Source organism: Streptomyces sp. Ru62, from assembly GCF_002920615.1.
Lineage (GTDB): Bacteria > Actinomycetota > Actinomycetes > Streptomycetales > Streptomycetaceae > Streptomyces.
The window spans coordinates 95977-120068 of the sequence record NZ_PQSU01000004.1; the positions used below are offsets into that span (position 1 = coordinate 95977).

Here is a 24092-nt window from a genome sequence, read left to right on the forward strand (position 1 = left end):
GGTGGGTGACAGCGTGGTGCCTGCCGGAGCCACGTCGTAAGATAGAGATAGTTCTTTTTTTGTCGAGGGTGACTTCGGAGGGCTGGTCGATGGCTGAACTCACGGGCAAGCGGGAGGTCAAGCAGGAGCGTGCGGTGCGCACCCGCGCGCTCGTCGCGCGTGCCGCCGCCGAAGTGTTCGCGGAGAGCGGGTTCGCCGGCGCGAGCGTCACCAAGATCACGCAGCGGGCCGGCCTGACGCTCGGGGCGATGTACTTCCACTTCGAGAACAAGGAGGCCCTGGCCCGGGAGATCGTGCGCAGCCAGCCGGACCGCGTGACGCCGCCGCACGAGTCCCGGGGCCTCCAGCACGCGATCGATATCACCTTGACATGGGCACACAAGCTCCTTGACGATCCCTTCCTGCTGGCCGGCGCTCGCCTCGTCATGGAGCAGGACCTGTTCATCGGTCCGGAGGAGAACTCGCACCAGCAGTGGACCGAGGTGATGGCGCAGGACCTGGCCCTCGCCCAGAAGGAGCGTGAGGTTCGCGCCAACGTCGACGTGAACGCGGTGGCACGCCTGGTCGTCAACGCGTGCACCGGCGCACAGATGCATGCCCACCTGGAGAGCGGTCGTCGGGACCTGCCCCAGCGAGTGACGGAGATGTGGAACGTGCTGCTGCCCACCATCGCCACCCCGAGCGCGCTGAACCGCATGCGACTCGACGAGTCGCGCGGGAAGTCCGCGTGACGGCGCCGGGTGCGCCCGCCGAGTCGCGCACCGGCGAACCCGCCACCGGAACTTCCGGCCCGGGGATCGTCGTCACCGGTGCCACCGGAGCCGTCGGACGTCAGGTGGCGCGGCTCCTCGCGGAGCGCGCGGGGGTACGGTACAGCCTGTTCGTACGGGACCCCGGCAAGGCCGCGGCGCTCGGACTGCCCGGCCCGGCCGTCCGGGGCGACTACACGGACCCGGAGTCGCTGCGCCGCGCGCTCGACGGCGCCGACGCCGTCTTCGTGGTCACGGCGAACCCGCTGCGGCCGGAGGACGACGAGCGCGTCCTGGCCGCCGCCCGCGCCGGCGGGGTGCGGCACGCCGTGAAGCTCTCCTGGTGCGGTGTCGCCGACCCGGGCGCCGACGACCTGGTCGCCCGCTGGAACCGGCGGAGCGAGGAACTGCTGCGCGACAGCGGGCTGTCCTGGACCGTCCTGCGCATCCGCACGCCGATGTCGAACGCGCTCGCCTGGGCGCCGTCCATCCGTGACCGGGGCGTCGTACGGGCCTTCGGCGGCGCGGCACGCACGGCCTGTGTCGACCCCAGGGACGTCGCCGTGGCGGCGGTGGCCGCACTGACGGGTCCTCAGCACGCGGGCCATACCTACACGTTGGCCGGCCCGGAGGCGCTCTCGGCGCGCGAGCAGACCGGTGTCCTCGCCGAAGTCCTCGGCAGGCACCTGGTGTTCGAGGAGGTCGCGGAGGAAGACGCCCGCGCCGGCTGGAGCCGCCGGTACGGCGAGCGGATCGCCGACGCCCTGGTGTCCGGCGCACGGCGGCGGGCCAAGGGAGCGGCCACCGCGTGCGACGACGGCACGCTGGCGCGGCTGCTTGGAGGACGACCGCGGACCTTCGGGGAATGGGCCACCGATCACGTCCGGGAGTTCATCTGACTCGGGCATGACGGGGAGGGACCGGTTCGGCGGGGACCGAACCGGCTGTCCGGAGACAACGGGGAGGGGAACGACGTGTTCACGGGCAAGACGGTCATGATCACGGGGGCGTCCAGCGGCATCGGCGCCGCGACGGCCCGCCATCTCGCGGCGCAGGGGGCGGCGGTCGTCCTCATGGCGCGGCGCGAGGAGAAGCTGGAGAAGCTGGCGGCGGAGATCGGTGCGGAGGGGGGCCGGGCGCTGCCGTGCCCGGGGGACGTCACCTCGGCGGAGGACGTGCGCCGCGTCGTCGACACCGCCGTCTCCTCGTTCGGTTCCCTGGACGCGGCGTTCAACAACGCCGGCTGGGGGACGGCGGGCGTGCCGCTGCACGAGCTGCCCGACGACGTCTACGACCAGATCATGGACGTCAATGTGCGCGGCGGGTGGAACTGCATGCGCTACCAGATCCCGGCGATGCTGGCCCACCAGGGCGGTACCATCCTCAACACCTCCAGCACCGCGGGGCAGTTCGCCACCGGTGCCGCGGCCCCGTACGTCGCCGCCAAACACGCGCTGATCGGTCTGACGAGGGCGGCCGCGGCCGAGTACGGCGACCAGGGCATCCGCATCAACGCCCTGGTCGTCGGCACCACCCGGACGGAACTGATGGAAGCGGTGATCGAGCGGCACCCCGAGGTGGAGACCCAGGGCGTCTCCCGCGCCATCCAGCGGCGCATGGCCGAGCCCCTGGAGATCGCCCGGGCCGCCGCCTGGCTCCTCAGCGACCAGTCGTCCTTCGTCACCGGCGCGGCCGTCCCGGTGGACGGAGGGTGCAGCGCGGTCTGACGGATCCGGCCCCGTCCCGTCCGACGGATGACTCGCAACGGACGCTCTCCGAAAGGCGGTTGACCGGCCGATGACCGGACGACCGCCGTGCGCGGGCCGCCGGTCGGCACGGGTCGCGGTGGGCGGACCGCCGGGGTGCGGATGCCTGGTACCGGGTGCCGGGTGCCGGGTGTGCTGCGGCGGGCAGCCGTGGCGTTGTCAGGTACGGGATGTCCGTCAGGGGCTCGGTGTCCCGTGTCCCTCACCGGGCTTGGAAGCAGGGCGGCGGTGACCGGGTCGGCGGGCAGCTGTGGCGGCATCGTGCCCGGCGTGTCTGCCGGGCCGTTCAGACGGTGCCGTCCCCCGGCTGTGGCGAGTCCGCCGCGGTGCCGATCAGGCCGGTCAACAGGACGGCCCAGACCGCGTTCAGCCGGGACAGGTGGGAGGCGCAGCCCTCGGTGGGCTGGGGGGAGTCCAGCACGCCCAGGACCAGGTACCGAAGGAGCAGCGCCACGATCTCGGGGTCGACGCCGGTGCGCAGTTCCTTCTCCCGGCTCGCCTGGTCCAGCAGGCCGCGCACGTCGGGCAGCCAGGAGTCGGTCCAGTCCGCCGGCCCGGGCGCCCGTTCCCGGGTCAGCCGGCCGGCGGCCCGCACGGTCGGCTCCTCGCACAACAGGGCCGCCACGGCGTGCGCGATGCGGATGACCCGTTGCAGGAGCGGGTATCCGGACTCCTCCGCGGGCTCCGCGCCGGTGCGGGCCACCGCCTCGCGGGTGATCTCGGACCCCCGGGCGTGCACGGCTTCCGCCAGGGCCGGTTTGGTGGGGAAGTGGAAGGTGAGGGCGCCCATGGTGACGCCCGCGGACCTGCTGACGCGCTGGAGCGACGTACCGCTGTACCCCTGGAGGGAGAACTCCCTGGCGGCAGCCTCCAGCAGACGCCCTCGCGTCCGCTCGGCCCGCTCCTGACTGACCATGCTCCCCGGCCTCCGCACGTTCGGTGGGCTGTTCCCGTGGCTGCGGAGACCCGCACGCCCGTCGAACAATGATAGCGCTCGTTATCTTTATGCGTAGTACGTCCGCCCGCAACCCCATGGCCGGCAAGGTGGCGCGAACGGACCCGGTCCGACCCCGTCGTTCGATGGTCAAGTATGAGTAAAAATAAAAAATATAACTCTCTTCATGCCTCTGAAAAAATAACGGTACCTATTATGTTGTGAGCGCACCGAGACGGGGGGCGCGAACGTTGTACACGGAGGAGGGGCACCATGATGACTGGTACTGGATCTCCGGCATCCGGCGTCGCGTTGTCAGTGATCCGCCGCAAGCGCCGGGAGGCGGTGCCCGTCCCACGGCGGGACGCCGTCCAGGCTCCGGCGGCCAAGCCGGCCGACCTGAGGTTCGCCGAACTCGGCAGCTTCCTGGCGGCCCGGCGTGCGGAGGTCACTCCGGAGCAGGTCGGACTGCCGGGCGGCGGATCCCGCCGGCTGAGTGGTCTGCGCCGTGAGGAGGTGGCCATGCTGGCGGGTATCGGGGCGTCCTGGTACGCGTGGATCGAGCAGGGGAGGGCCAAGAACGTCTCCCCGGAGATCCTCGCGGCCATCGCCGGTGTCCTGCGGCTGGACGAGGCGCAGTGCCTGTATGTGATGCGGCTGGCGGGCTACACCGCGCCGCGCCGCCCCCGGGCCGGTGTGGAGGACGACGATCCGCTCGGCGCGGAGATCGTCGACGACTTCCTGCCCAGCCCGGCGTACTTCCTCGACCGCTACTGGGACGTCACGGCCGCCAACACCGCCGCCGAGCGTCTGCTGGGCGTCGAAGGAGGAGACGCGAACTACCTGGAGATGCTCTTCCTCGACCAGGGCGCCCGGAGCCGGTTCCCCCTGTGGGAGCGGGACGCGGCCGACGCGGTGGCCCGGTTCCGCACGCAGAGCGGTGAGTTCCTGGGTGATCCCCGGCTCGCCTCCCTCGTGCGCCGCCTGCGGGAACGCAGCCCGTTCTTCGCCGACCTGTGGGACCAGCACCGCATCAGCGACGGCTCGGGCATCACCCAGGTGGTGCGCCATCCGGGGCTGGGGCAGGTGTCCCTGAACCAGGTCTGTCTCGACCTGTCCTGCCGTCCCGGTCGTCAGCTGATCCTGCTCCGGCCGGACTCGGGCGGTGACGCCGAACGGATCGGCAACTGGATCCGGGAGGTGTCACCGGCCTTCACCGTCTCCACGGTGCCTGCCTGACCGGTCGGCCGGGCGGCTGTCGCCGGTGGTGCCCGCCCGGGCGCCGGTGCGCGGTCGCTCAGTCGGCCGCCCGGGCCAGCAGGTCGCGCAGGGTCGTCTGCTCCGAGTCGGTGAGCCGCCCGATCGGCGAGTCCACCTGGAGCTGCTTGACGACCTTCCTGCGTAGCGCGGCCCCTTCGGGTGTCAGGTGCAGCAGCTTGGCGCGCCGGTCGGTCGGGTGCGGCCGGCGCTCCAACAGGCCCATGGCCTCCAGCCGGTCCGCGACGAACGTCGCGTTCGACGCCTCGCAGTGCATCCGCCGGGCCAGCTCGCGCAGGGTCCGCGGCTCGGGCAGCTCGCGCAGGGCGACCGCCTGCGCCGAGGTGAGGCCGAACCGGTCGGAGACCTGCCGGGTGTGCCGTTCGATCGCCTGTGACAGGGCGTTGACCAGGCTGCACACGTCGCCGTCTGCGAGCCGGCCGGGGGTGTTCGAGTGCGCCATGTCGTCATCGTACCCGGCGGCTTCGCACACCCGGCCGGTCAGATCGTACGAGTTGGAAACATTTGAACTCGACCTTCCCTTGCGGAGGTCGCCTGCCAAGCCCTAGCTTCGGACTCGGATAGTTCGAGCTAGTAGTATCCGAGCTAGAAGTATCACTGGCTCGGTGGCCCGCCGGACGGATGCGCCGTCCGGTCCGGCCCGTCCCTTCCCTGCCTTCCGCTCTATTCAGAGAGGTACACAGAGCCATGACTTCGTCTGGTTCCGCGCGTCACAAAGGGCTCATCCTGGCGGCCCTGGCGCTGGCCCAGCTGATCATCGCCCTGGACTACAGCATCGTGTTCGTCGCCCTCCCGGACATCGGTTCCGGCGTGGGCTTCTCGGACCAGCAGCTCCAGTGGGTGATCGGCGCGTACGCCGTCGCGTTCGGCGGCTTCCTGCTGCTCGGCGGTCGCATGTCCGACCTGCTCGGCCGGCGCCGGATGTTCCTGACCGGCCTGGCGCTCTACGCGCTCGCCTCCGTGCTCGGAGGACTGGCCTCGGACCCCTGGGTCCTGGTCGCCGCCCGAGCGGTGCAGGGCATCGGCGGCGCCTTCCTCGCGCCGGCCACCCTGTCCCTGCTCACCAGCAACTTCGAGGAGGGACCCGAGCGCAACCGCGCCCTGGGCGTGTGGGGCGCCACCGGCAGCAGCGGCATGGTGGTCGGCTCGCTGCTGGGCGGTGTGCTGACGCAGGCGTTCGGCTGGGCCGCGGTGTTCTTCGTCAACGTCCCCCTCGCCCTGGGCGTCGCCCTGCTCGGACTCCAGGCGATCCCCGCCGACCGGCCTACCGAGCGCCGTCAGGGCTTCGACCTGCCCGGCGGCATCACCGTCACCGGCGGTGCCCTGCTACTGGTCTTCGGTCTGGTGCAGGGTCCGGAGATCGGCTGGGCCGCGCCCGTCACCCTGGTCAGCTTCGTCGCCGCGGCGGCCCTGATCGTCGGCTTCGTCGTCATCGAGTCGCGCACCGCCGACCCGCTGGTGCCGCTGCGGGTGTTCTCCTTCCGCAGCCTGCGCCTCGGCTCCATGATCACGTTCGCGTTCATGGCGACCTTCGGGGCGAGCGCGTACTTCATCACGCTCGCGCTGCAGACCGTGCGCGGCTGGAGCGCCCTGGCCACCGGCCTGGCCTTCATCCTGCCGTGCGCCTGCATCCTGGTCGGCACCGTGATCGGCGGCAGGATGTCCACCGCGATCGGCGTGCGCAGCACCCTGGCCATCGGCCTGGTGGTCGGCGCTATCGGTACGGCCGTGTTCGCCGCCTTCCTCGGCAACGGCTCGACGTACGCGCAGATGGTTCCCGGCATCGTGATCTTCAGCATCGCGCAGGGCGTCATCTGGACCGCCATGTTCTCCGCGGCGACCACAGGTGTCGAGGAGAAGCTCCAGGGCCTGGCGTCCGGCCTGGCCACCAGCGGCCAGCAGGTCGGTGCCGCCGTGGGCCTGGCCGTGCTGGTCGCCGTCTCCAACGCGGTCAGCGGCTCCGACCCGGCCCCGGCCGAGCTGTCCGACGGGCTCCAGGCGGCCACCTTCACCTCGGCCCTGCTGATCCTGCTCACCGTCGGCCTGGCGCTGGCCCTGCCGAAGCCGGCCGCGGCCGTCAAGGAGACGCCGGTGCCGGCCGAGACCCCCGTCCGGGCCAACGAGGCGGTCTGACGGTCCGCCCGGGGAGGCCGGACACCGGTTCCGGCCTCCCCGGGCTGCCCCGACGACGTCACCCACCGAAGGATCACCATGCCGCTCCCCACGGGGCTCAACTCACCCCCCGGCGCGCTGCGTTCACTGCGCCTGGGCGACCACACCGTCACGGTCGTCCCCGACGGCGCGGTGCAACTGCACCCGCGGCGCTGGCTGCCCGACTCGACGGACCGCGACTGGACGGACGACCACCCCGGCCTCCTGGACGACCAGGGCTACCTCGCGACGTCCGTGGCAAGCCTGCTCGTGGAGCACGACGGCCGGGCCCTGCTCCTCGACGCCGGGTTCGGGCCGCACGACATCCCGGCCGAGGACACCATCGACACCATCGGCGCCCTCCACGGCGGACGGCTCCCCGACGCCCTCGCACGGGCCGGCCGTGACCCCGCCGACATCGAGGCCGTCGCCTTCACTCACCTGCACGACGACCACATCGGATGGGCGTTCCGGCCCGGCCCGGACCGTCCCACCCCGTTCGCGCGGGCCACGCTGCTGGCCTCCGCGGACGAGTGGGCCGACTGGCCCGCACCCCCGGAGGCCGCCGGCCCCCCGGTGACCCCGGGGCAGGAGATCTTCCCCGGCGTCACCGCGTGGCCCGCCCCCGGACACACGCGCGGCCACACGGCGTACGTCCTCTCGGCCGGCGGACGGCGGCTGATCGCGTTCGGCGACGTCTTCCACAGCCCCGCCCAACTCGCCCGCCCCGACTGGCGGGTGTCGATGGACGCCCTGCCGGAGCAGGCGGTGCGCACACGGCAGGAGATGCTGGCCGAGCTGGCGCGTCCGGACACCCTGGCCTTCGCCAACCACTTCGCGCGGGGACAGCTCGGACGCGTCGCCCACGGCGAGGACGGGGCGCGCTGGGAGCCGCTGCCCGAAGGAACCGCATAACGCGTCCCGGCCCGTAACGCGGGCCCGGCACCGGGGAATCCCCGTGCCGGGCCCGCCTTTTCGCGTCCGAGGTGGTGAAGTGCCGCGCGCGAACGTGTTGGTGCGGGCGGCAGCATCTTCGGTGATGGCGTCGGGGAAGCCGGTGACATTGAAGTCTGGGGCCGGAAGGCCGCCGGTGAAATGATTCCTGACATGAGCCGGAACATCGCCCTGGGCGGTGCTCAGGGAACCGGCGGAACCCAGGCCGACTCGTCCGGCGGCAGGCCGGAACGGCCCACGGCGTCTTCCTCCGCCCGCCGGCCGAATTCCCCCCGGCCGAGGACGGCCGGCTGGTCAGAGGAAATGTGAGCGGAGCCCCGGACACCGGGTGGAGGACATCTCGGCGCGCGGCCGGCCCATTCGCCCCCAGACCTCAGGAGCGTACCGACCCATGAACCGCACGCGAGTCGCCTTCTTCGACGTGGACGGCACCCTGACCACGTCCGGCAGCATGTTCCGCCTCCTCGCCTTCCACCTCGCCGCCATGGGCCACCCGCCGCGCGTGTACGAGGAGCGGCGCCGCGAGCTGAAGGCCATGGCGGCGATCGGCTGCCCGAGGGAGGCCACCAACCGGGCCTACTTCAGCGGTCTTCAGGGGGTGGACGCCACCGTGCTCGCCGGCGTGGCGGACGCGTGGTTCGCGGCCGAGCTGGCCACCGGCGGCTACTACCACGAGCCGGCCCTGGCCGCGCTGCGCCGCCACCAGGAGCGGGGCGACCACGTCGTCCTGGTGTCCGGGTCGTTCCCGGCGCCGCTCCGGCCGATCGCCGCCGACCTGGGCGTCGAGGAAGTCTGGTGCACCGAGCCCGAGATCGTCCACGGGCGCCACACCGGCGACCTCAAGGGCCCGCCGATGCTCGGCGCCGCCAAGGCCGAGGCCGTCCGAACCGTCCTCGCCCGGCGCGGCGCCACCCCGGACGACTGCGTCGCGTACGGCGACCACGTCTCCGACCTGCCGATGCTCAAGGCCGTCGGCTCCGCCGTGGTCGTCGGCGGCGACGCGCGGCTGCGCACCTCGGCGCGCGCCCACGGGTGGCGCCTGCTGCCCGGCACCCTCCCCCCGCCCGCGCTGCCGCTGCCGCGGACCGGCCCCGGTGCCGCACGGGCCCGTACCCGCCCGGCCTTCCACTCCCCTCACTCGTCCTTCGCCCCCACCACATCCACCCGCTACGAGATGCCGGAGACCGCATGACTGCCTGGTTCTTCGAACGGATGCACAGCTTCGGTGACGCCGACGCGATCGTCTTCGACGGCCGGAGCCACAGCTACGCCCAGTTGCTGGCCCTGACCGACCGGTGGAAGGCCTTCCTCGACGCGCGGCAGGTGCGGCCCGGACAGGTCGTCGCCCTGGAAGGGGCCGGCAGCGTCGAGGTCTGCGCCGGGCTGCTCGCCCTGATCGACCGCGGCGCCGTCGTCGTACCCCTGACCCGGCTGCCCCCGGCCAAGCGGTCCGAGTTCCTGGACATCGCCGAGGTGGAAGCCGTCGTCACCGTCGACGCCCTCGGCGGCCGGCACCGGTTCGAGGCCACCGGCCGCACGGCCGACCACGAACTGTACGGCCGGCTGCGCGCGGCCCGGACACCCGGCCTGGTGCTGTTCAGCTCCGGCACCACCGGCCGCAGCAAGGCGACGGTCCTGGACTTCGCCAAGGTGCTGGGCAAGTACGGCGAGGCCCGCAAGCCCAAACGAACCCTCGGCTTCCTCAACCTGGACCACATCGGCGGCATCAACACGCTGCTGCACACGCTCAGCCAGGGCGGAGCGCTCGTCACCATCGACGACCGCACCCCCGACACCGTGTGCGCCGCGATCGCCGCCCACCGGATCCAGGTGCTGCCCACCACGCCCACGTTCCTGAACATGCTGCTCATCTCGCGCGCCTACACACGCCACGACCTCAGCACCCTCCAACTGATCACCTACGGCACCGAACCGATGCCGCTCGGCGTGCTCCAGCGGCTCGACGCGACACTGCCCGGCGTCCGTCTGAAGCAGACCTACGGCCTGTCCGAGCTGGGCATCCTGTCCACCCGGTCCCGCGACAACGACAGCCTCTGGGTGAAGCTCGGCGGCGAGGGCTTCGACTACCGGATCCGCGACGGCGTCCTGTGGATCCGCTCCGACATGGCCATGCTCGGCTACCTCAACGCGCCCGCGCCCTTCGACGAGGAGGGGTACTTCAACACCCAGGACGCGGTGGAGACCGACGGCGACTACGTCCGCATCCTCGGCCGCAAGTCCGAGATCATCAACGTGGCCGGGGAGAAGGTCTACCCCAGCGAGGTCGAGAACGTCCTCCTGGAGATGGACATCATCGCCGACGCCACTGTCTCCGGCCGGCACAGCCACATCACCGGCCAGGTGGTGCAGGCCACGGTGAAGCTCACCGAGCCGGCGGACCCGCGGGAGGTGGCCCGCCGCGTCCGCACGTACTGCAGCCGGCGGCTGGAGGCGTACAAGGTGCCGCTGCTGGTCGAGGTCACCGACGACGACCAGCACTCCGACCGCTTCAAGAAGATCCGGAGCGCGGCGTGAACCCGGCCACCGACCCCGCCGGGCCCGCGCCCGACGGCCCCGACGACCGCGGCGCCCCCGTCGCCGTCGTCAGCGGCGGCAGCCGGGGACTGGGCCGGGTCCTGGTCGAACGGCTCCTCGCCGACGGCCGGCGCGTGGCCACCTTCAGCCGCAGACCCAACGAGTTCACCGAGGCGATGGCCGGCAAGCACCCGGACTCCTTCCACTGGGCCGCCGCCGACCTGACGGACTTCGCCGGACTGCGGGAGTTCGCCCGCGACAGCGCGCGCCGCTTCGGCCGGATCGACCTGCTGGTCAACAACGCGGGCGTGCTCCACCAGGAGCTCTTCCTGACCGGCGCCCCCGCCCGGATGAACGACCTCGTCGGCGCGAACCTCCTGGCGCCCATGCACCTGGCCCAGACCTGCGCCCGCGTCATGACGCGCACGGGCGGCGGCACCATCGTCAACGTGTCGTCCATCAACGCCATCCGCGGCTACCGGGGCGTCGCCGTGTACGCCGCGGCCAAGGCCGGCCTCGAAGGGCTCGGCCGCGCCCTGGCCCGCGAACTCGGCCCCCTGGGCATCCGGGTCAACACCGTCACGCCCGGCTTCTTCGACAGCGACATGACCGCGGACGTCACCTCGCGCAACCGCGAGAAGATCCAGCACCGCACCCCGCTGGGCCGCCTGGGAACCGTGGACGAGATCGCCGAGGCGGTCCTCTTCCTCGCCTCGCCCGAGGCCCGGTTCATCACCGGACACACCCTTGTCATCGATGGAGGCATCACATGCTGAACAACACGCGGACGTCCGACATCAGGGCAGCCGTCCAGCGCGAGATCGACAGCGTCCTGCTCGACGAGGAGGGCGGCACCGGCTACTCCCTGGACGACCCGCTGCTGACGGCCGGCCTCAACTCCCTGCTGCTGGCGCAGCTGCTGCTCCAGCTGGAGGCCGAACTCGGCGTCGACCCGTTCGGCGAGGACCGCTCGATCACCGACGTCCGCACCGTCGGCGAGCTCATCGACGTCTACGAAGAGGCGATACGCGCCGCCTCGGCGGGGGTGTGACCGTGGGAACCGGCCGGCAGCTGTCGCTCACGTCCATCGACGACTACCTCGGCCCGAGCGAGACCCGGTTCTTCTCCCGCGGCTACCAGCGCGCCGGATACCGGGTCAGGGACGTCGTCGTCACCCCGGCCGACGCCCCCGACGCGGGCGCGCGGGCCACGGTGGACGTCACCTATCCCGCCGACTGGTCCCGCAAGAAGGACGGCACCGACCTGCGGCCCCACCTGAGCACCGTCGACGCGCTCGTCCTCGGCGTCCAGCTCGCCGAACTCCACCTCGCCCACGGCTACGGACTCGACGGCGCCGCCCGCACCCGGATGCGGCTGCGCAAGGTCGTCCTGCGGGCCGGCGGCGCGCCCCAGGAGGAGCTGACGGACATCCCGCTCGCGGCCCGCCTGGTGCGGACCGAGGAGCTCCCCGGGCCGTCCGCCCGGCACCTGTCCGTGCACGACTGCACCGTCGGCAATCTGCGCGTGCGGTGCGAGATCGAACACGGCATCGCCACCCGCACCGTGGAGGAGGCGCGCCACGAGAGCCTGGAGAAGGCGCTCGGCCCCGGCACGGAACGCTTCTGGGGCGAGGGGTTCAAGAACCGGCGGCACCTCATCCGTGACGTCCGCGTCGACCTCGAAGCCCTCGCCGCCCGGGCCGACGTGCACTTCGCGCCGGAGCCGGACGCCGGCCGGGAGGGCATCGAGGGCGACACCCAGCCGTCCGTCTCCCTCATCGACGCCTTCGTGGTCAACCTCCAGCTCGTCCAGGTCCTGATGTACGAGCTGGACTCGATCAGCCGGGCCGAGAGCAACACCCTGTGGATGATGCAGACGGTCCTGGAAGCGCCCGAGGACGGCTTCCCGGTGCCCGACCGCCCGCACGCGCCGGTCGTCGCCGAGGCCGCCCTCACCGGCAAGCGGCTGCTGCCCCTGCGCGGCGGCATCTGGCGCAGCGTCGAGATCAAGGCGGGCCTGGCCGGCGTCCGGCTGCGCTGCGGCTTCGCCCACGAACTGCCCGCGCAGGCCGCCGCCACCGCGGCCTGACGCGCGGCGGCACCCCCTGGATGCGCCGCCGTGTCCGTCCCGGACGCGGTGGCGCACCGCTCACCGACTCCCTGAAACGGAGGTTGCGGCACAGTGGATCAGGCACTGCTCGACTGGTTCCGGACCGCCCCCGGCGACCCGGACGAGTCCGGCGCACCCGACGACGACACCCTCCCGGCCGACGTGACCCCGCCCACCCGCACCGAACTGGCGGCCGCGAGCCCCGCCCGGCAGGAGCGCCTGATCGGCGACTACCTGTGCCAGGAGCTCGGCCGCGTCCTGCACTGCCCGGCCGGGCAGGTGGACCGGCACCAGACCATGACCGACCTCGGTGTCGGCTCCATGACCGGCCTGGAGCTGCAACGGCGGATCAGGGCGGCCCTCGGCGTCGCGCCCGACCTGCCCACGATCCTGCGAGCCGAGAACACCCCCGCGCTGACCCTGCGTCTCGTGGACCTGCTCGGCACGACCACGGCAGGAGCCCTGTCAGCGTGAAACTGTCCCTGCCCGCCGCGGGCGACGCCGATCTGTGGCTGCTGCGCCAGCCCCGGCTCGGCACCTGCACCGGCGAACTCGACCTGACCGAACTCGACGAGGCCGAACGGCAGCGGGCCGGCAGTTGCCGCCGCGAGGCCGGCCGCCTCCTGTACTCGTCGGTGCACATCGCGCTGCGCCGGCTGCTCGGCGCCTACCTGGACACCGGGCCGCGACAACTGCGGTTCGGCCGGGCACCCTGCCCCTGCTGCGGGGAGCCGCACGGCAGGCCCGTACTCGAAGCACCCGCGTCCCCTTTGCACTTCTCGCTGTCCCACAGCGCCGGCATGGCCCTCGTCGGTGTGTCCACCGTCCCGATCGGCGTGGACGTCGAGAAGATCCCCTCCCGCGACACCGTGCGGGTGTGCACGCCAGCGCTGCACCCCGACGAGCGGGGCGAACTGCTCGCCCGTCCCGACGGCGTCGGCGCCGTCGCCTTCGGGCAGCTGTGGACGCGCAAGGAGGCCTACCTCAAGGGAATCGGCACCGGGCTCGCCCGGGACCTGGCCGCCGACTACCTAGGCGCCGACAGCGGCCGGCACCCCGCCCGGTGGACCCTCCACGACGTGCCCTGCGGCCCCCGCCACACGGCCGCCGCCGCACTCCGGGACCAGCCCCCGGGCGCCCGGCTGAGGGTGCACTGGCTCCCCATGGACTGCCTGTACAAGGAGAAGCCCATGCCCCTGGGCAAGCGGGACACCTTCCTCGGAGAGCTGGTCGCCTGAGATGCCCGTCTACGACATCACCGCCCCGTCCGGCCACGAGCCGCCCTTCACCCTGGTGCTGCTGCACCACGCGGGCGGCTCCGCCCGCGGGTTCGCGCCGCTCCTGCCCCACCTGCCGCGCCCGTGGCGGGTGCTCGGCGCGGACCTGCCGGGCCGGCTGCTCGACCGCGCCCGCTCCCGCTGCCGTACCGCCCGCGAGGCCGTGGACCATCTCGGCGACGCGCTGCGACCCGAACTGACCGGCCCCTACGCCGTCTTCGGCCACAGCATGGGGGCCCTGCTGGCGTTCGAGCTGGTACGGCGGCTGGAGGCCGAGGCCCTGGGCCCCCGCTGGCTCGGGGTGTCGGCCGTCCCGCCGCCCGTGAGCGAGGGTACCGCCCGCGCCGCCGCCCCGGCCGGCTGGCCGGCCCACCGCGTGCTGCGGTACCTGCACGGCCTCGGCGGCACACCCGCCGGGGCCGACCACCGCACGGCCCTCGCCGAACTCGTGGCGCGGACCGTGCGCCAGGACCTGGAGGTGGTCGGCAGTTACGAGTACACCGACGGCCCGCCGCTGCGGACGGCCCTGTCGGTGTTCGGCGGCGAGGACGACCCGCTGGCGCCCCCGCACCTGCTCCGCCGCTGGTCGGCGTACACCCGGCGGCCGATGGGCTGTCACCTCTGGCCCGGCGGGCACTTCTACCTCTTCGACCACGCCGAGGACGTCTCCGCGCGCCTGGTCGGAGCCTGCCGGACGCTGCTCGCCGGTGACCGCGCGGCACCCTGACCGCCCCGGCGCACGGCGCAGTCCCCCGGGCCGCCCGGCCCGGGGGACTGCGCCGTGTGTGCGGTGCAGCTATTGACGCACGCCCGTCCCGGCGGCGCGCGCGATCCGCTCCAGGAGCCGGTGGTGCCCGACCGCGTGCCGGAAGTCGGGCACGGTCCGGGTGCCCTCCTCGATGTCGGCGCGCAACCGGGCGTAGGCGTGCGCGACCGGCGACGCCGGCCCGCTCACCCCGGGCACGAGCTGGTACTCGTCGGGGACGGGCAGCACGGACAGCTCCTCGTCGCCCCGGGCGCCCCGGAGGGTGAACCGGCCGAACTGGAGGTGCCCGGTGTCCCCGGTGACCACCAGGTCGCCCTCGGTGCCGTTGATCTCCCACAGGAGGTTGGTGGACCGGCTGGAACCGCCCCGGTAGTGCAGGGAGGCGACCGCGCCGCTCTCCAGCACACCGGACACGGCGATCTGGTCCTCGGCGGTCTGCGGCAGCGACTCCCCGGTCTCCGCGACCCGCACCGTGCCGCGGCGCGTGGCCGTGGTGGCCGTCAGTCCGGCGAAGCCCGACAGGCACATCGTCAGCGCGTCCAGGGTGTGCCCGAACGGGATCGTCATCAGCGTGGCCCCGTTGGTCCGGTCGGCCGTGTACGCGCCGCGGGAGCCCACCACCGGTCCCCAGCCGCCGCCGGAGCCCACCAGGGTGGTGGACAGCACCTCGCCCACGTACCCCTGCGCGATCAGGTCCCGCAGGTACCGCACGGCCGGCGCGGAACGGGACTGCAGACCGACCGCGGTGCGCACCCCGCGCCGCTCGGCGAGCGCGGCCAGCGCCTCCGCCTCCTGCGAGCCGACGGCCAGCGGCCACTCGCTCAGCACCATCGTGCCGGCCTCCAGCGCGGGCTCGATCAGCTCGCGGTGCCGGGGCACCTTGACCGCGACCACGACGAGGTCGATGTCGTCGTGGGCGGCCAGTTCCGCGACGTCGGTGAAGGCCAGCGGCACCCCGTACTTCTCGGCCGAGCGCCGCGCGGCCTCGGGCGAGGACGCCGCCAGACCGCGCAGCTCGAATCCTTCCACCGCGGCGAGCGCGGGCAGGTGCCCGCGGGCAGCCCAGCCGCCGTCGGCGCTGAGACCGACGATGCCGACTCCTAGGGGCCTGGGGGAACCGGTGCTCTGTGTCATCAAGGGTCAACCCACCAACTGTTGGTCCGGAAAACTGTTCATCAGGCGGCCAGCCGCTCGTACGACCCGCGGTAGAAGACCAGCGGCGCCCCGTCCTCACGGCTGCTGAGCCGGTGGACACGGGCGATGACGACGTCGTGGTCCCCGGCCGGGTACTCGGCCTCCACCGAGCACTCCAGCCATCCGATGGCGCCGTCCAGCACGGGCGTCCCGGCCGGTGTGGTGCTCCACCGGACGTCCCGGAACTTGTCGGCGCCGCTCGTGGCCAGGCGGCTGCTCAGCTCGCGCTGGTCCGCCCCGAGGATGTTGACGCAGAAGCGCTCCGCGGCCCGGACCCGCGGCCAGCTGGTGCTCGTCCGGGCGATGCAGAAGAGGACGAGCGCGGGATCGAGGGACACCGAGGTGAAGGAGTTCACCGCGAGGCCGGCCGGCGTGGCATCGCCCGCGCGGACCGCGGTCACCGCGACGACCCCGGTGGTGAACCGGCCCAGCGTGGCGCGGAATTCCTCGTGGCTGACCTGGCTGACCTGGCTGACCGGACTGACCTGGCGGACGCCGCTGACGCTGCTCACGCGGCTGACGGAATCTGTCGACGAGGGCATGCGTCCATCCTTGGCCCCCCGACAACCCGTAACAAGTGCGTACGCACAGTAGTGGTGCCACCAATACGCGCGACGGCGCCGCCCCCGGCATGGGCGAGAATGGAGCCATGAGTCTCTTCCGCGACGACGGCATCGTGCTGCGCACCCAGAAGCTGGGAGAGGCGGACCGGATCATCACGCTGCTCACGCGCGGCCACGGCCGGGTGCGGGCCGTCGCCCGGGGCGTGCGGCGTACGAAGTCCAAGTTCGGCGCCCGGCTGGAACCCTTCTCCCACGTCGACGTGCAGTTCTTCGCGCGGGGCAGCGAGCTGGTCGGGCGCGGACTGCCGCTGTGCACACAGAGCGAGACCATCGCGCCCTACGGCGGCGGGATCGTCACCGACTACGCGCGCTACACCGCCGGGACCGCCATGCTGGAGACGGCCGAACGGTTCACGGACCACGAGGGCGAACCGGCCGTCCAGCAGTACCTGCTGCTGGTCGGGGCCCTGCGGACGCTCGCCCGGGGCGAACACGCGCCGCACCTCGTCCTCGACGCCTTCCTGCTGCGCTCCCTCGCCGTCAACGGCTACGCGCCCAGCTTCAGCGACTGCGCGAAGTGCGGGATGCCCGGCCCGAACCGGTTCTTCTCCGTGGCCTCCGGAGGCTCCGTCTGCGCCGACTGCCGGGTGCCCGGCAGTGTCGTACCGTCCTCGCAGACCCTGGTACTGCTGGGGGCGCTGCTTACGGGAGACTGGGAGACGGCGGACGCGTGCGAGGCGCGGTACGTCCGCGAGGGCAGCGGGCTGGTGTCCGCCTACCTGCACTGGCACCTGGAGCGCGGGCTGCGCTCCCTGCGGTACGTAGAGAAGTAAGCACGGCACGGTCGAGGAGACGAGAAGGACATGGTCGTACGCGGGATCCTGGGGCGCCAGCGGCGCGAGTACAAGGCGCCGGAGCCGCACCCGTCCGGTGCCCGCGCGCCCAAGCTCCCGGGAGAGCTGGTCCCGGAGCACGTGGCGATCGTCATGGACGGCAACGGGCGGTGGGCCAAGGAGCGGGGGCTGCCGCGCACCGAGGGGCACAAGGTCGGCGCCGAACGGGTGCTGGACGTGCTCCAGGGCTCCATCGAGATCGGCGTCCGCAACATCTCCCTGTACGCCTTCTCCACCGAGAACTGGAAGCGGTCGCCCGACGAGGTCCGCTTCCTGATGAACTTCAACCGCGACTTCATCCGCAAGACCCGCGACCAGCTCGACGAGCTGGGCATCCGGGTGCGCTGGGTGGGCCGGATGCCCAAGCTGTGGAAGTCGGTGGCGAAGGAGCTCCAGGTCGCCCAGGAGCAGACCAAGGGCAACGACCTGCTCACCCTGTACTTCTGCATGAACTACGGCGGCCGCGCGGAGATCGCCGACGCGGCGCAGCGGCTCGCCGAGGACGTGAAGGCGGGCCGGCTCGATCCGTCCAAGGTCAACGAGAAGACCATCCAGAAGTACCTGTACTACCCGGACATGCCGGACGTCGACCTGTTCCTGCGGCCCAGCGGCGAGCAGCGCACGTCCAACTACCTGCTCTGGCAGAGCGCGTACGCCGAGATGGTCTTCCAGGACGTGCTGTGGCCCGACTTCGACCGCCGTGACCTGTGGCGGGCCTGCGTCGAGTTCGCCTCCCGCGACCGCCGCTTCGGCGGCGCGGTCCCGAACGAGGAACTGCTCGCCATGGAGGCCGCCATGAAGGGCGGGTCCACCTCCTAGCCACCCGGGGTTCACGCGGGCCGCAGAGGATACGGGACTCATGAGACGTCTGACCCCTGTCCTCGCCCTCGGTGCCCTGTTGCTCACCGCCCTGCCCGCGCACGCGGGAGAAGGGCCCGCGCACCGCGAGAGTTACGGCACCAAGGCGCCCTACGCGCCGCAGCAGGACCCGCGCGGTCACCAGCGGCCCCCGGCCGGGTTCGAGCCGGTCTTCACCGAGAACGTCTCCCGGCACGGCTCCCGCGCGGCCACGGACAGCGAGGACGGGGACCTGGTCCTCGCGCTGTGGGACCAGGCCGAGGCGGAGGGACAACTCACCGGCAAGGGGGAGGAGTTCGGTCCGACGGTCCGCGCCCTGGAGGCCGCCATGGCCAAGGTCGGCTACGGCAACCTCAGCGGGCGCGGCAAGCGGGAGCTGGCGGACACGGCCGTACGCATGCAGCGGCGGCTGCCCGCCCTGTTCAAGGAGATCGCGGACGACGGGGAGCGGATCGACGTCGTCAGCTCGGGGCAGGGGCGGGCCGTGGACAGCGGCACCGCGTTCACGGACGCCCTCACCGAGGCCGACCCGGCGCTGGAGCCGCTCATCGGTCCGGCCCGCACCGACAAGGACCTGCTGTACTTCCACAAGGCGGCGGGCGGTGCCGCCTACCGCGACTACATCGCGGGCGACCAGCGCCTCAAGGACACCCTGAGCCGGATCACCGACCAGCCCAGGACGCGGCAGGCCGCCCGCAGCGTGCTGCGGAAGATCTTCAAGGACGCCTTCGTGGAGCGGATCACCGACCAGGTGGGTGCCGCGGAGGCCGTCTACAACCTGTACGCCATCGCCCCCGCGATGATCGAGGAGAGTCCGGGCGGCACGGGCTGGGGCATGGAGCGGTTCGTCTCCCGTACGGACGCGGCCTGGTTCGGGTACCTCGGGGACGCCGAGGACTTCTACGAGAAGGGTCCCGGCTTCGCCGACAGCGACATCACCTACAAGATGGCCGACGTCCTGCTGGACGACCTGTTCCGGCAGGTCGAGGCCAAGCGCGCCGGCACCAGCCGCCTCGGCGCCGAGCTGCGCTTCACCCACGCCGAGGAGATCATTCCGCTGGCCGCGCTGATGGGTCTGCCGGGCAGCACCCAGCCGGCGACGCCGGGGGAGCCGTACACCTACGCGGACAACCCGTGGCGGGGCGCCGCCGTCTCCCCGCTGGGCGCCAACATCCAGTGGGACGTCTTCCGCAAGGGAGACCGCTGGCTGGTGCGGATGCTCTACAACGAGAAGGAGACGGCGTTCAGGGCCGGCTGCCGTCCGGTCGCGAAGGGCAGCGCCTTCTACGACCTGCACGAGCTGGAGCGCTGCTTCGGGCGGAGGTGAGCCGGAGCGGGCGGGCCGGCGGTCAGCCCTGGGCGCAGTCGGCGCAGTCGGCACACGTGCCGAAGATCTCCACCGTGTGGGCCACGTTGACGTAACCGTGCTCGGCGGCGATCGCCTCGGCCCACTTCTCCACCGCCGGGCCCTCCACCTCCACCGCCTTGCCGCAGGCGCGGCAGACCAGGTGGTGGTGGTGTTCGCCGCTGGAGCAGCGGCGGTAGACGGACTCGCCGTCGGACGTGCGCAGGACGTCGACCTCGCCGGCCTCGGCGAGGGACTGGAGGGTGCGGTAGACCGTGGTCAGGCCGACGGAGTCGCCCTTGTGCTTGAGCATGTCGTGCAGTTCCTGCGCGCTGCGGAACTCGTCGACCTCGTCCAGGGCCGCCGCCACGGCTGCACGCTGGCGGGTCGCGCGGCCCTTCACGGGCGGTCCAGCGGTCGTCACCGTTGCCTCCTCACGTCTGCTGCTGCCCGGGCCATTCTGCCAGCCCGGGCTGTCGGCGGTCAGACGCCGACCTCGTCGCCGGCGCCCCGCGCGACCGGAATCGCGCACTCCGCGGGGTCCCCGGCGGGCTGGGCCGCGGCGGCCGCGCGGGCGCGTCGCCGGGCCAGCGGGCCGGCCAGCGCGGTCAGCACGAGGAACGCGGCGATGGTCAGCAGGACGATCGTGGCGCCGGGCGGGACGTCCTGGTAGTACGACGTGACCGTGCCGCTGACGGCCACCACCACGCCGATCGCCACCGCGATCACGAAGGTGACGGTGAAGCTGCGGCTGAGCTGCTGTGCCGCCGCCACGGGGACGACCATCAGCGCGGACACCAGCAGCAGGCCGACGACCCGCATGGCGACCGTGACGGTGACGGCCGCGGTGACCGCCGTCAGCAGGTTCAGCGCGCGCACCGGCAGACCCGTGACCCGGGCGAACTCCTCGTCCTGGCTGACCGCGAACAACTGGCGGCGCAGGCCCAGCGTGACCAGCAGGACGAACGCGGCGAGCTCGCAGATCGCGGTCACGTCGGACTGGGACACCGTCGACAGGGAGCCGAACAGGTACGACACCAGGTTGGCGGTGGAGCCGCCCGGCGCGAGGTTGATCAGCATCACACCGCCGGCCATACCGCCGTAGAACAGCATGGCCAGGGCGATGTCACCGCGCGTCCTGCCGTACCAGCGGATCAGTTCCATCAGGACCGCGCCGAGGACGGAGACGGCCGTCGCCATCCACACGGGGGACGTGGACAGCAGGAAGCCGAGGCCGACGCCCGTCATGGCCACGTGTCCGATGCCGTCGCCCATCAGGGCCTGGCGGCGCTGGACCAGGTAGATGCCGATCGCGGGCGCGGTGATGCCGACCAGCACGGCGGCCAGCAGCGCCCGCTGCATGAAGGCGTAGTTCAGGAAGTCCATCAGCTCAGCAGTCCCGTGCGGATCGGTTCGGCGCCCGCCGGAGCGTGCGGGTGTACGTGGTCGTGGCCGGGCAGCGCGTGCTGGCCGACCGCGCGCGGGGGCGGGCCGTCGTGCAGCACGCAGCCGTCGCGCAGGACGACCGCCCGGTCGATCAGGGGCTCCAGCGGGCCCAGCTCGTGCAGCACGAGCAGGACCGTCGTACCGGCCTCGACCTGCTGCCTCAGGGTGCGGGCCAGGATCTCCTGGCTGGCCAGGTCGACGCCCGCCATCGGCTCGTCCATGATCAGCAGCTCGGGCTCGGCGACCAGCGCGCGGGCGATCAGCACCCGCTGGTGCTGGCCGCCGGACAGGGCGTTCACGGAGTCCTTGGCGCGGTCCGCCATGCCGACCAGCTCCAGGGCGGCGCGCACGGCCTCCCGGTCGCTCCTGCGGAAGACGCCGAAGCGGGTGCGGGACAGGCGGCCCGAGGAGACGATCTCGGTGACCGTCGCCGGGACCCCGCCCGCGGCCGTCGTCCGCTGCGGCACGTAGCCCACGCGCGCCCACTCCCGGAAGGACCGGCGCGGGGTGCCGAACAGCTCGATCGTGCCGCCGCTCACCGGCACCTGGCCGATGATCGTGCGGATCGCCGTGGACTTGCCGGAACCGTTCGCGCCGAGCAGCGCGACGACCTCGCCGCGGCCGACGGTGAGGTCGATGCCGCGCAGCACGGGGCGCGCGCCGAGTTCGGCGGTCACGCCGCGCAGGGCTATGACAGGCTCGCTGGTCATCTCGTCTCCTGTCACTTGGCGCCCAGTGCCTGCTGGAGCGCCTTGAGGTTGGCCCGCTGGACCGCGAAGTAGTCCTTGCCGCGGGATTTGCCGGTGATGCCCTCGATCGGGTCGAGGACGTCGGTCTTCAGCCCCGTGTCGTGGGCGATGGTCTTGGCCGTCCTGTCGCTGACGAGCGTCTCGTAGAAGACCGTGGAGACGCCGTCGGCCCTGGCCATCTTCTCCAGGTCCCTGACCCGGGCGGCGCTCGGCTCGGACTCGGGGTCGAGGCCGTTGATGGCCTCCTCGGTGAGGCCGTAGCGCTCGGCGAGGTAGCCGAAGGCGGCGTGCGTGGTGATGAAGACCTTGCTCCTGGTGTGCGCGAGGCCGTCCTTGAACTCGGTGTTCAGGTCGTTCAGTTGCTTCACCAGGGCGGCGGTGTTCTTCTTGTAGTCGGCGGCGTGCTCCGGGTCGGCCTTCTCGAAGGCCTTGCCGACGCCCTCGGCGACCTGGGCGTAGCGCACCGGGTCGATCCACAGGTGCGGGTCCTTGCCGGTGGATTCCCCGTCCTCGTGGCTGTCGTGCTCGGCCGCGTGGCCGCCGACCTCGTTGCCGTGGTCCTCCAGCGTGGTCAGGGAGGCCGCGTCGATCTTGGTCCTGACCGAGGACTGGGCCACCGCGTCGTCGACGGACGGCTGGAGGTCCTTCAGATACAGCACCGCGTCGGACTCCTCCAGCGAGGCGATCTGCTGGGGGCTGATCTCCAGGTCGTGCGGTTCCTGGCCGGGCGAGGTGAGGGTGGTGACGTGGACGTGGTCCCCGCCGATCCGGTCGGCGAGGAAGGCCATCGGGTAGAACGACGCGACGACGTCGAACTTGCTCGTGTTGGCCGCGACCGCCTTGTCGCCGGAGCAGGCGGACAGCGTGCCGATCCCGAGGGCGGTGGCCGCGGCGACCGCGGCGGCGGGTATGAGGCGCCGCGCGCGGGGGCGGGTGTGTCGTCGTACGTTCATGACAGTCATTTTCAACAAACATGGAAACCGTTGTCAACAACGCTCGTCAGGCGGTCTGGGCAGGGGCCGATTTGGTCGTGGGGGAGCATGCGCCGGTAACCTGAATCATTCGCTGGAAGCATCTCGCTTCAACGCCCGTCGTCGTAATGAAGAGAGCACCGTGGCCGCCGACAAGATCGACACCATCGTCAGCCTGAGCAAGCGCCGTGGCTTCGTTTTCCCCTGCAGTGAGATCTACGGCGGACAGCGTGCCGCCTGGGACTACGGACCGCTCGGTGTCGAGCTGAAGGAGAACATCAAGCGCCAGTGGTGGCGCTACATGGTGACGTCGCGCGAGGACGTCGTCGGTATCGACTCGTCCGTCATCCTGGCCCCCGAGGTCTGGGTGGCCTCCGGCCACGTCGCCACCTTCACGGACCCGCTGACCGAGTGCACCGCGTGCCACAAGCGGTTCCGCGCCGACCACCTGGAGGAGGCGTACGAGGAGAAGAAGGGCCACGCCCCGGCGAACGGCCTCGCGGACATCAACTGCCCGAACTGCGGCAACAAGGGCCAGTTCACCGAGCCCAAGCAGTTCTCGGGTCTGCTCTCCACGCACCTCGGCCCGACCCAGGACTCCGGCTCCGTCGCGTACCTGCGCCCCGAGACCGCCCAGGGCATCTTCACCAACTTCGCCCAGGTGCAGACCACCTCGCGCCGCAAGCCGCCGTTCGGCATCGCCCAGATGGGCAAGTCGTTCCGCAACGAGATCACGCCGGGCAACTTCATCTTCCGCACCCGCGAGTTCGAGCAGATGGAGATGGAGTTCTTCGTCAAGCCGGGCGAGGACGAGCAGTGGCAGGAGTACTGGATGGAGCAGCGCTGGAACTGGTACACCGGCCTGGGCCTGCGTGAGGAGAACATGCGCTGGTACGAGCACCCGAAGGAGAAGCTCTCCCACTACTCCAAGCGCACCGCCGACATCGAGTACCGCTTCCAGTTCGGCGGCTCGGAGTGGGGCGAGCTGGAGGGTGTCGCCAACCGCACCGACTACGACCTCTCGGCGCACTCCAAGGCCTCCGGCCAGGACCTCTCCTACTTCGACCAGGAGGCCGGCGAGCGCTGGACGCCGTACGTCATCGAGCCGGCGGCGGGTGTCGGCCGCACCATGCTGGCCTTCCTGCTCGACGCCTACGTCGAGGACGAGGCGCCCAACGCCAAGGGCAAGATGGAGAAGCGCACGGTGCTGCGCCTGGACCACCGCCTGGCCCCGGTGAAGGTCGCCGTGCTGCCCCTGTCGCGCAACCCCGAGCTGTCCCCGAAGGCCAAGGGCCTCGCCCAGGCGCTGCGGCAGAACTGGAACATCGAGTTCGACGACGCCGGTGCCATCGGCCGCCGCTACCGCCGCCAGGACGAGATCGGTACGCCGTACTGCGTGACCGTCGACTTCGACACGCTGGAGGACAACGCGGTCACCGTCCGCGAGCGTGACTCCATGAAGCAGGAGCGCGTGTCGCTCGACCAGATCGAGGGCTACCTGGCCCAGCGTCTCGTGGGCGCCTAGTCACACCGCCGGATGCCGGGCGAGCCGCC

The 24092-nt window shown here is 72.0% G+C and carries 26 protein-coding genes; 18 read left to right on the top strand and 8 right to left on the bottom strand.

Going from position 1 to position 24092, the window contains the following annotated elements; genetic code table 11:
* Nucleotides 1–89 precede the first annotated feature (89 nt).
* The 3 genes from C3492_RS06655 to C3492_RS06665 all read left to right on the top strand — a co-directional run bounded on the left by C3492_RS06655 (nt 90) and on the right by C3492_RS06665 (nt 2476).
* Nucleotides 90–731 (top strand): ScbR family autoregulator-binding transcription factor, encoded by a 642-nt coding sequence (locus tag C3492_RS06655; RefSeq protein WP_258055535.1) that lies wholly within the window; start codon nt 90–92, stop codon nt 729–731.
* On the top strand, nt 728–1648 hold the full coding sequence (locus C3492_RS06660) for an NAD(P)H-binding protein (RefSeq protein ID WP_103810801.1): 921 nt from the start codon (nt 728–730) through the stop codon (nt 1646–1648). Before C3492_RS06655 ends, C3492_RS06660 begins: the two co-directional genes overlap by 4 nt.
* Before the next feature lie 75 nt (nt 1649–1723).
* On the top strand, nt 1724–2476 hold the full coding sequence (locus C3492_RS06665) for an SDR family NAD(P)-dependent oxidoreductase (protein ID WP_103810802.1): 753 nt from the start codon (nt 1724–1726) through the stop codon (nt 2474–2476).
* A gap of 325 nt (nt 2477–2801) precedes the next feature.
* On the opposite strand, the gene C3492_RS06670 is transcribed toward C3492_RS06665, so the two are convergent.
* Complete coding sequence (locus C3492_RS06670; RefSeq protein ID WP_103810803.1) at nt 2802–3431, bottom strand: TetR/AcrR family transcriptional regulator; 630 nt, start codon at nt 3429–3431, stop codon at nt 2802–2804.
* 291 nt (nt 3432–3722) lie between these two features.
* On the opposite strand from C3492_RS06670, the gene C3492_RS06675 reads away from it, so the two are divergent.
* Nucleotides 3723–4688 (top strand): helix-turn-helix domain-containing protein, encoded by a 966-nt coding sequence (locus C3492_RS06675; protein WP_258055536.1) that lies wholly within the window; start codon nt 3723–3725, stop codon nt 4686–4688.
* A 58-nt stretch (nt 4689–4746) separates the two neighbouring features.
* Here the strand turns inward: C3492_RS06675 and C3492_RS06680 are convergent, their stop codons facing one another.
* A complete protein-coding gene (locus C3492_RS06680; protein WP_103810805.1) occupies nt 4747–5169 on the bottom strand; it encodes a MarR family winged helix-turn-helix transcriptional regulator in 423 nt (140 codons plus the stop codon).
* Between the two features lie 245 nt (nt 5170–5414).
* Here C3492_RS06680 and C3492_RS06685 point away from each other — a divergent pair, with 245 nt between their 5' ends.
* From C3492_RS06685 to C3492_RS06730, 10 genes are all read left to right on the top strand, one after another.
* Nucleotides 5415–6860, top strand: coding sequence for an MFS transporter (locus C3492_RS06685; protein ID WP_103810806.1), 1446 nt, complete (start codon nt 5415–5417; stop codon nt 6858–6860).
* Between the two features lie 78 nt (nt 6861–6938).
* Complete coding sequence (locus C3492_RS06690) at nt 6939–7793, top strand: MBL fold metallo-hydrolase (protein ID WP_103810807.1); 855 nt, start codon at nt 6939–6941, stop codon at nt 7791–7793.
* Between the two features lie 430 nt (nt 7794–8223).
* The gene (locus C3492_RS06695) at nt 8224–9024 is read left to right on the top strand and encodes an HAD family phosphatase (protein WP_103810808.1); all 801 of its coding nucleotides are present in this window, start codon (nt 8224–8226) and stop codon (nt 9022–9024) included.
* Entirely contained in the window at nt 9021–10367 is a 1347-nt protein-coding gene (locus tag C3492_RS06700; RefSeq protein ID WP_103810809.1) for a class I adenylate-forming enzyme family protein, read from the top strand. Before C3492_RS06695 ends, C3492_RS06700 begins: the two co-directional genes overlap by 4 nt.
* Nucleotides 10364–11143 carry an SDR family NAD(P)-dependent oxidoreductase gene (locus C3492_RS06705; RefSeq protein WP_103810810.1) on the top strand — a complete coding sequence of 260 codons (780 nt, stop codon included), beginning with the start codon at nt 10364–10366 and terminating at the stop codon, nt 11141–11143. The genes C3492_RS06700 and C3492_RS06705 overlap by 4 nt, the downstream gene beginning before the upstream one ends.
* Nucleotides 11137–11418, top strand: coding sequence for a phosphopantetheine-binding protein (locus C3492_RS06710; RefSeq protein ID WP_103810811.1), 282 nt, complete (start codon nt 11137–11139; stop codon nt 11416–11418). Before C3492_RS06705 ends, C3492_RS06710 begins: the two co-directional genes overlap by 7 nt.
* Before the next feature lie 2 nt (nt 11419–11420).
* The gene (locus C3492_RS06715) at nt 11421–12455 is read left to right on the top strand and encodes an AvrD family protein (RefSeq protein ID WP_103810812.1); all 1035 of its coding nucleotides are present in this window, start codon (nt 11421–11423) and stop codon (nt 12453–12455) included.
* Nucleotides 12456–12548: 93 nt separating this feature from the next.
* A complete protein-coding gene (locus C3492_RS06720) occupies nt 12549–12950 on the top strand; it encodes an acyl carrier protein (RefSeq protein ID WP_103810813.1) in 402 nt (133 codons plus the stop codon).
* Entirely contained in the window at nt 12947–13714 is a 768-nt protein-coding gene (locus C3492_RS06725) for a 4'-phosphopantetheinyl transferase superfamily protein (protein ID WP_103810814.1), read from the top strand. The genes C3492_RS06720 and C3492_RS06725 overlap by 4 nt, the downstream gene beginning before the upstream one ends.
* A gap of 1 nt (nt 13715) precedes the next feature.
* On the top strand, nt 13716–14480 hold the full coding sequence (locus C3492_RS06730) for a thioesterase II family protein (protein ID WP_103810815.1): 765 nt from the start codon (nt 13716–13718) through the stop codon (nt 14478–14480).
* 69 nt (nt 14481–14549) lie between these two features.
* Here C3492_RS06730 and C3492_RS06735 read toward each other — a convergent pair whose 3' ends face one another.
* Nucleotides 14550–15653: a Gfo/Idh/MocA family protein gene (locus C3492_RS06735; protein WP_103810816.1), complete on the bottom strand. Its 1104-nt coding sequence runs from the start codon at nt 15651–15653 to the stop codon at nt 14550–14552.
* Between the two features lie 41 nt (nt 15654–15694).
* Complete coding sequence (locus C3492_RS06740; protein ID WP_258055537.1) at nt 15695–16225, bottom strand: flavin reductase family protein; 531 nt, start codon at nt 16223–16225, stop codon at nt 15695–15697.
* A gap of 137 nt (nt 16226–16362) precedes the next feature.
* Between C3492_RS06740 and recO the strand changes: the two genes are divergently transcribed.
* Genes recO through C3492_RS06755 form a run of 3 tightly spaced genes read left to right on the top strand, consistent with a single transcriptional unit; the run spans nt 16363 to nt 19354 of the window.
* Entirely contained in the window at nt 16363–17109 is a 747-nt protein-coding gene (recO, locus tag C3492_RS06745; protein ID WP_103810818.1) for a DNA repair protein RecO, read from the top strand.
* 30 nt (nt 17110–17139) lie between these two features.
* Nucleotides 17140–17988, top strand: a complete 849-nt coding sequence (locus tag C3492_RS06750) for an isoprenyl transferase (protein ID WP_103810819.1) — start codon at nt 17140–17142, stop codon at nt 17986–17988.
* 40 nt (nt 17989–18028) lie between these two features.
* Nucleotides 18029–19354: a histidine-type phosphatase gene (locus tag C3492_RS06755; RefSeq protein ID WP_103810820.1), complete on the top strand. Its 1326-nt coding sequence runs from the start codon at nt 18029–18031 to the stop codon at nt 19352–19354.
* Nucleotides 19355–19376: 22 nt separating this feature from the next.
* Here the strand turns inward: C3492_RS06755 and C3492_RS06760 are convergent, their stop codons facing one another.
* From C3492_RS06760 to C3492_RS06775, 4 genes are read right to left on the bottom strand one after another with little or no spacing between them, the layout of a single operon-like run.
* Nucleotides 19377–19796: a Fur family transcriptional regulator gene (locus tag C3492_RS06760; RefSeq protein WP_103810821.1), complete on the bottom strand. Its 420-nt coding sequence runs from the start codon at nt 19794–19796 to the stop codon at nt 19377–19379.
* Nucleotides 19797–19855: 59 nt separating this feature from the next.
* Complete coding sequence (locus C3492_RS06765; RefSeq protein WP_103810822.1) at nt 19856–20758, bottom strand: metal ABC transporter permease; 903 nt, start codon at nt 20756–20758, stop codon at nt 19856–19858.
* A complete protein-coding gene (locus C3492_RS06770) occupies nt 20758–21528 on the bottom strand; it encodes a metal ABC transporter ATP-binding protein (protein WP_103810823.1) in 771 nt (256 codons plus the stop codon). The genes C3492_RS06765 and C3492_RS06770 overlap by 1 nt, the downstream gene beginning before the upstream one ends.
* An 11-nt stretch (nt 21529–21539) precedes the next feature.
* Nucleotides 21540–22520: a metal ABC transporter substrate-binding protein gene (locus C3492_RS06775; RefSeq protein ID WP_103810824.1), complete on the bottom strand. Its 981-nt coding sequence runs from the start codon at nt 22518–22520 to the stop codon at nt 21540–21542.
* A 160-nt stretch (nt 22521–22680) separates the two neighbouring features.
* On the opposite strand from C3492_RS06775, the gene C3492_RS06780 reads away from it, so the two are divergent.
* Nucleotides 22681–24063, top strand: coding sequence for a glycine--tRNA ligase (locus C3492_RS06780; RefSeq protein WP_014672583.1), 1383 nt, complete (start codon nt 22681–22683; stop codon nt 24061–24063).
* The last annotated feature ends 29 nt before the right edge of the window (nt 24064–24092 follow it).

Coding starts and splice junctions, on each gene's coding strand:
- C3492_RS06695 (WP_103810808.1), top strand. CDS start 8,224: ATGAACCGCACGCGAGTCGCCTTCTTCGACGTGGACGGCACCCTGACC.
- C3492_RS06770 (WP_103810823.1), bottom strand. CDS start 21,528: ATGACCAGCGAGCCTGTCATAGCCCTGCGCGGCGTGACCGCCGAACTC.
- C3492_RS06735 (WP_103810816.1), bottom strand. CDS start 15,653: ATGACACAGAGCACCGGTTCCCCCAGGCCCCTAGGAGTCGGCATCGTC.
- C3492_RS06655 (WP_258055535.1), top strand. CDS start 90: ATGGCTGAACTCACGGGCAAGCGGGAGGTCAAGCAGGAGCGTGCGGTG.
- C3492_RS06755 (WP_103810820.1), top strand. CDS start 18,029: ATGAGACGTCTGACCCCTGTCCTCGCCCTCGGTGCCCTGTTGCTCACC.
- C3492_RS06775 (WP_103810824.1), bottom strand. CDS start 22,520: ATGAACGTACGACGACACACCCGCCCCCGCGCGCGGCGCCTCATACCC.
- C3492_RS06680 (WP_103810805.1), bottom strand. CDS start 5,169: ATGGCGCACTCGAACACCCCCGGCCGGCTCGCAGACGGCGACGTGTGC.
- C3492_RS06765 (WP_103810822.1), bottom strand. CDS start 20,758: ATGGACTTCCTGAACTACGCCTTCATGCAGCGGGCGCTGCTGGCCGCC.
- C3492_RS06670 (WP_103810803.1), bottom strand. CDS start 3,431: ATGGTCAGTCAGGAGCGGGCCGAGCGGACGCGAGGGCGTCTGCTGGAG.
- C3492_RS06710 (WP_103810811.1), top strand. CDS start 11,137: ATGCTGAACAACACGCGGACGTCCGACATCAGGGCAGCCGTCCAGCGC.
- recO (WP_103810818.1), top strand. CDS start 16,363: ATGAGTCTCTTCCGCGACGACGGCATCGTGCTGCGCACCCAGAAGCTG.
- C3492_RS06685 (WP_103810806.1), top strand. CDS start 5,415: ATGACTTCGTCTGGTTCCGCGCGTCACAAAGGGCTCATCCTGGCGGCC.
- C3492_RS06690 (WP_103810807.1), top strand. CDS start 6,939: ATGCCGCTCCCCACGGGGCTCAACTCACCCCCCGGCGCGCTGCGTTCA.
- C3492_RS06750 (WP_103810819.1), top strand. CDS start 17,140: ATGGTCGTACGCGGGATCCTGGGGCGCCAGCGGCGCGAGTACAAGGCG.
- C3492_RS06730 (WP_103810815.1), top strand. CDS start 13,716: ATGCCCGTCTACGACATCACCGCCCCGTCCGGCCACGAGCCGCCCTTC.
- C3492_RS06700 (WP_103810809.1), top strand. CDS start 9,021: ATGACTGCCTGGTTCTTCGAACGGATGCACAGCTTCGGTGACGCCGAC.
- C3492_RS06675 (WP_258055536.1), top strand. CDS start 3,723: ATGATGACTGGTACTGGATCTCCGGCATCCGGCGTCGCGTTGTCAGTG.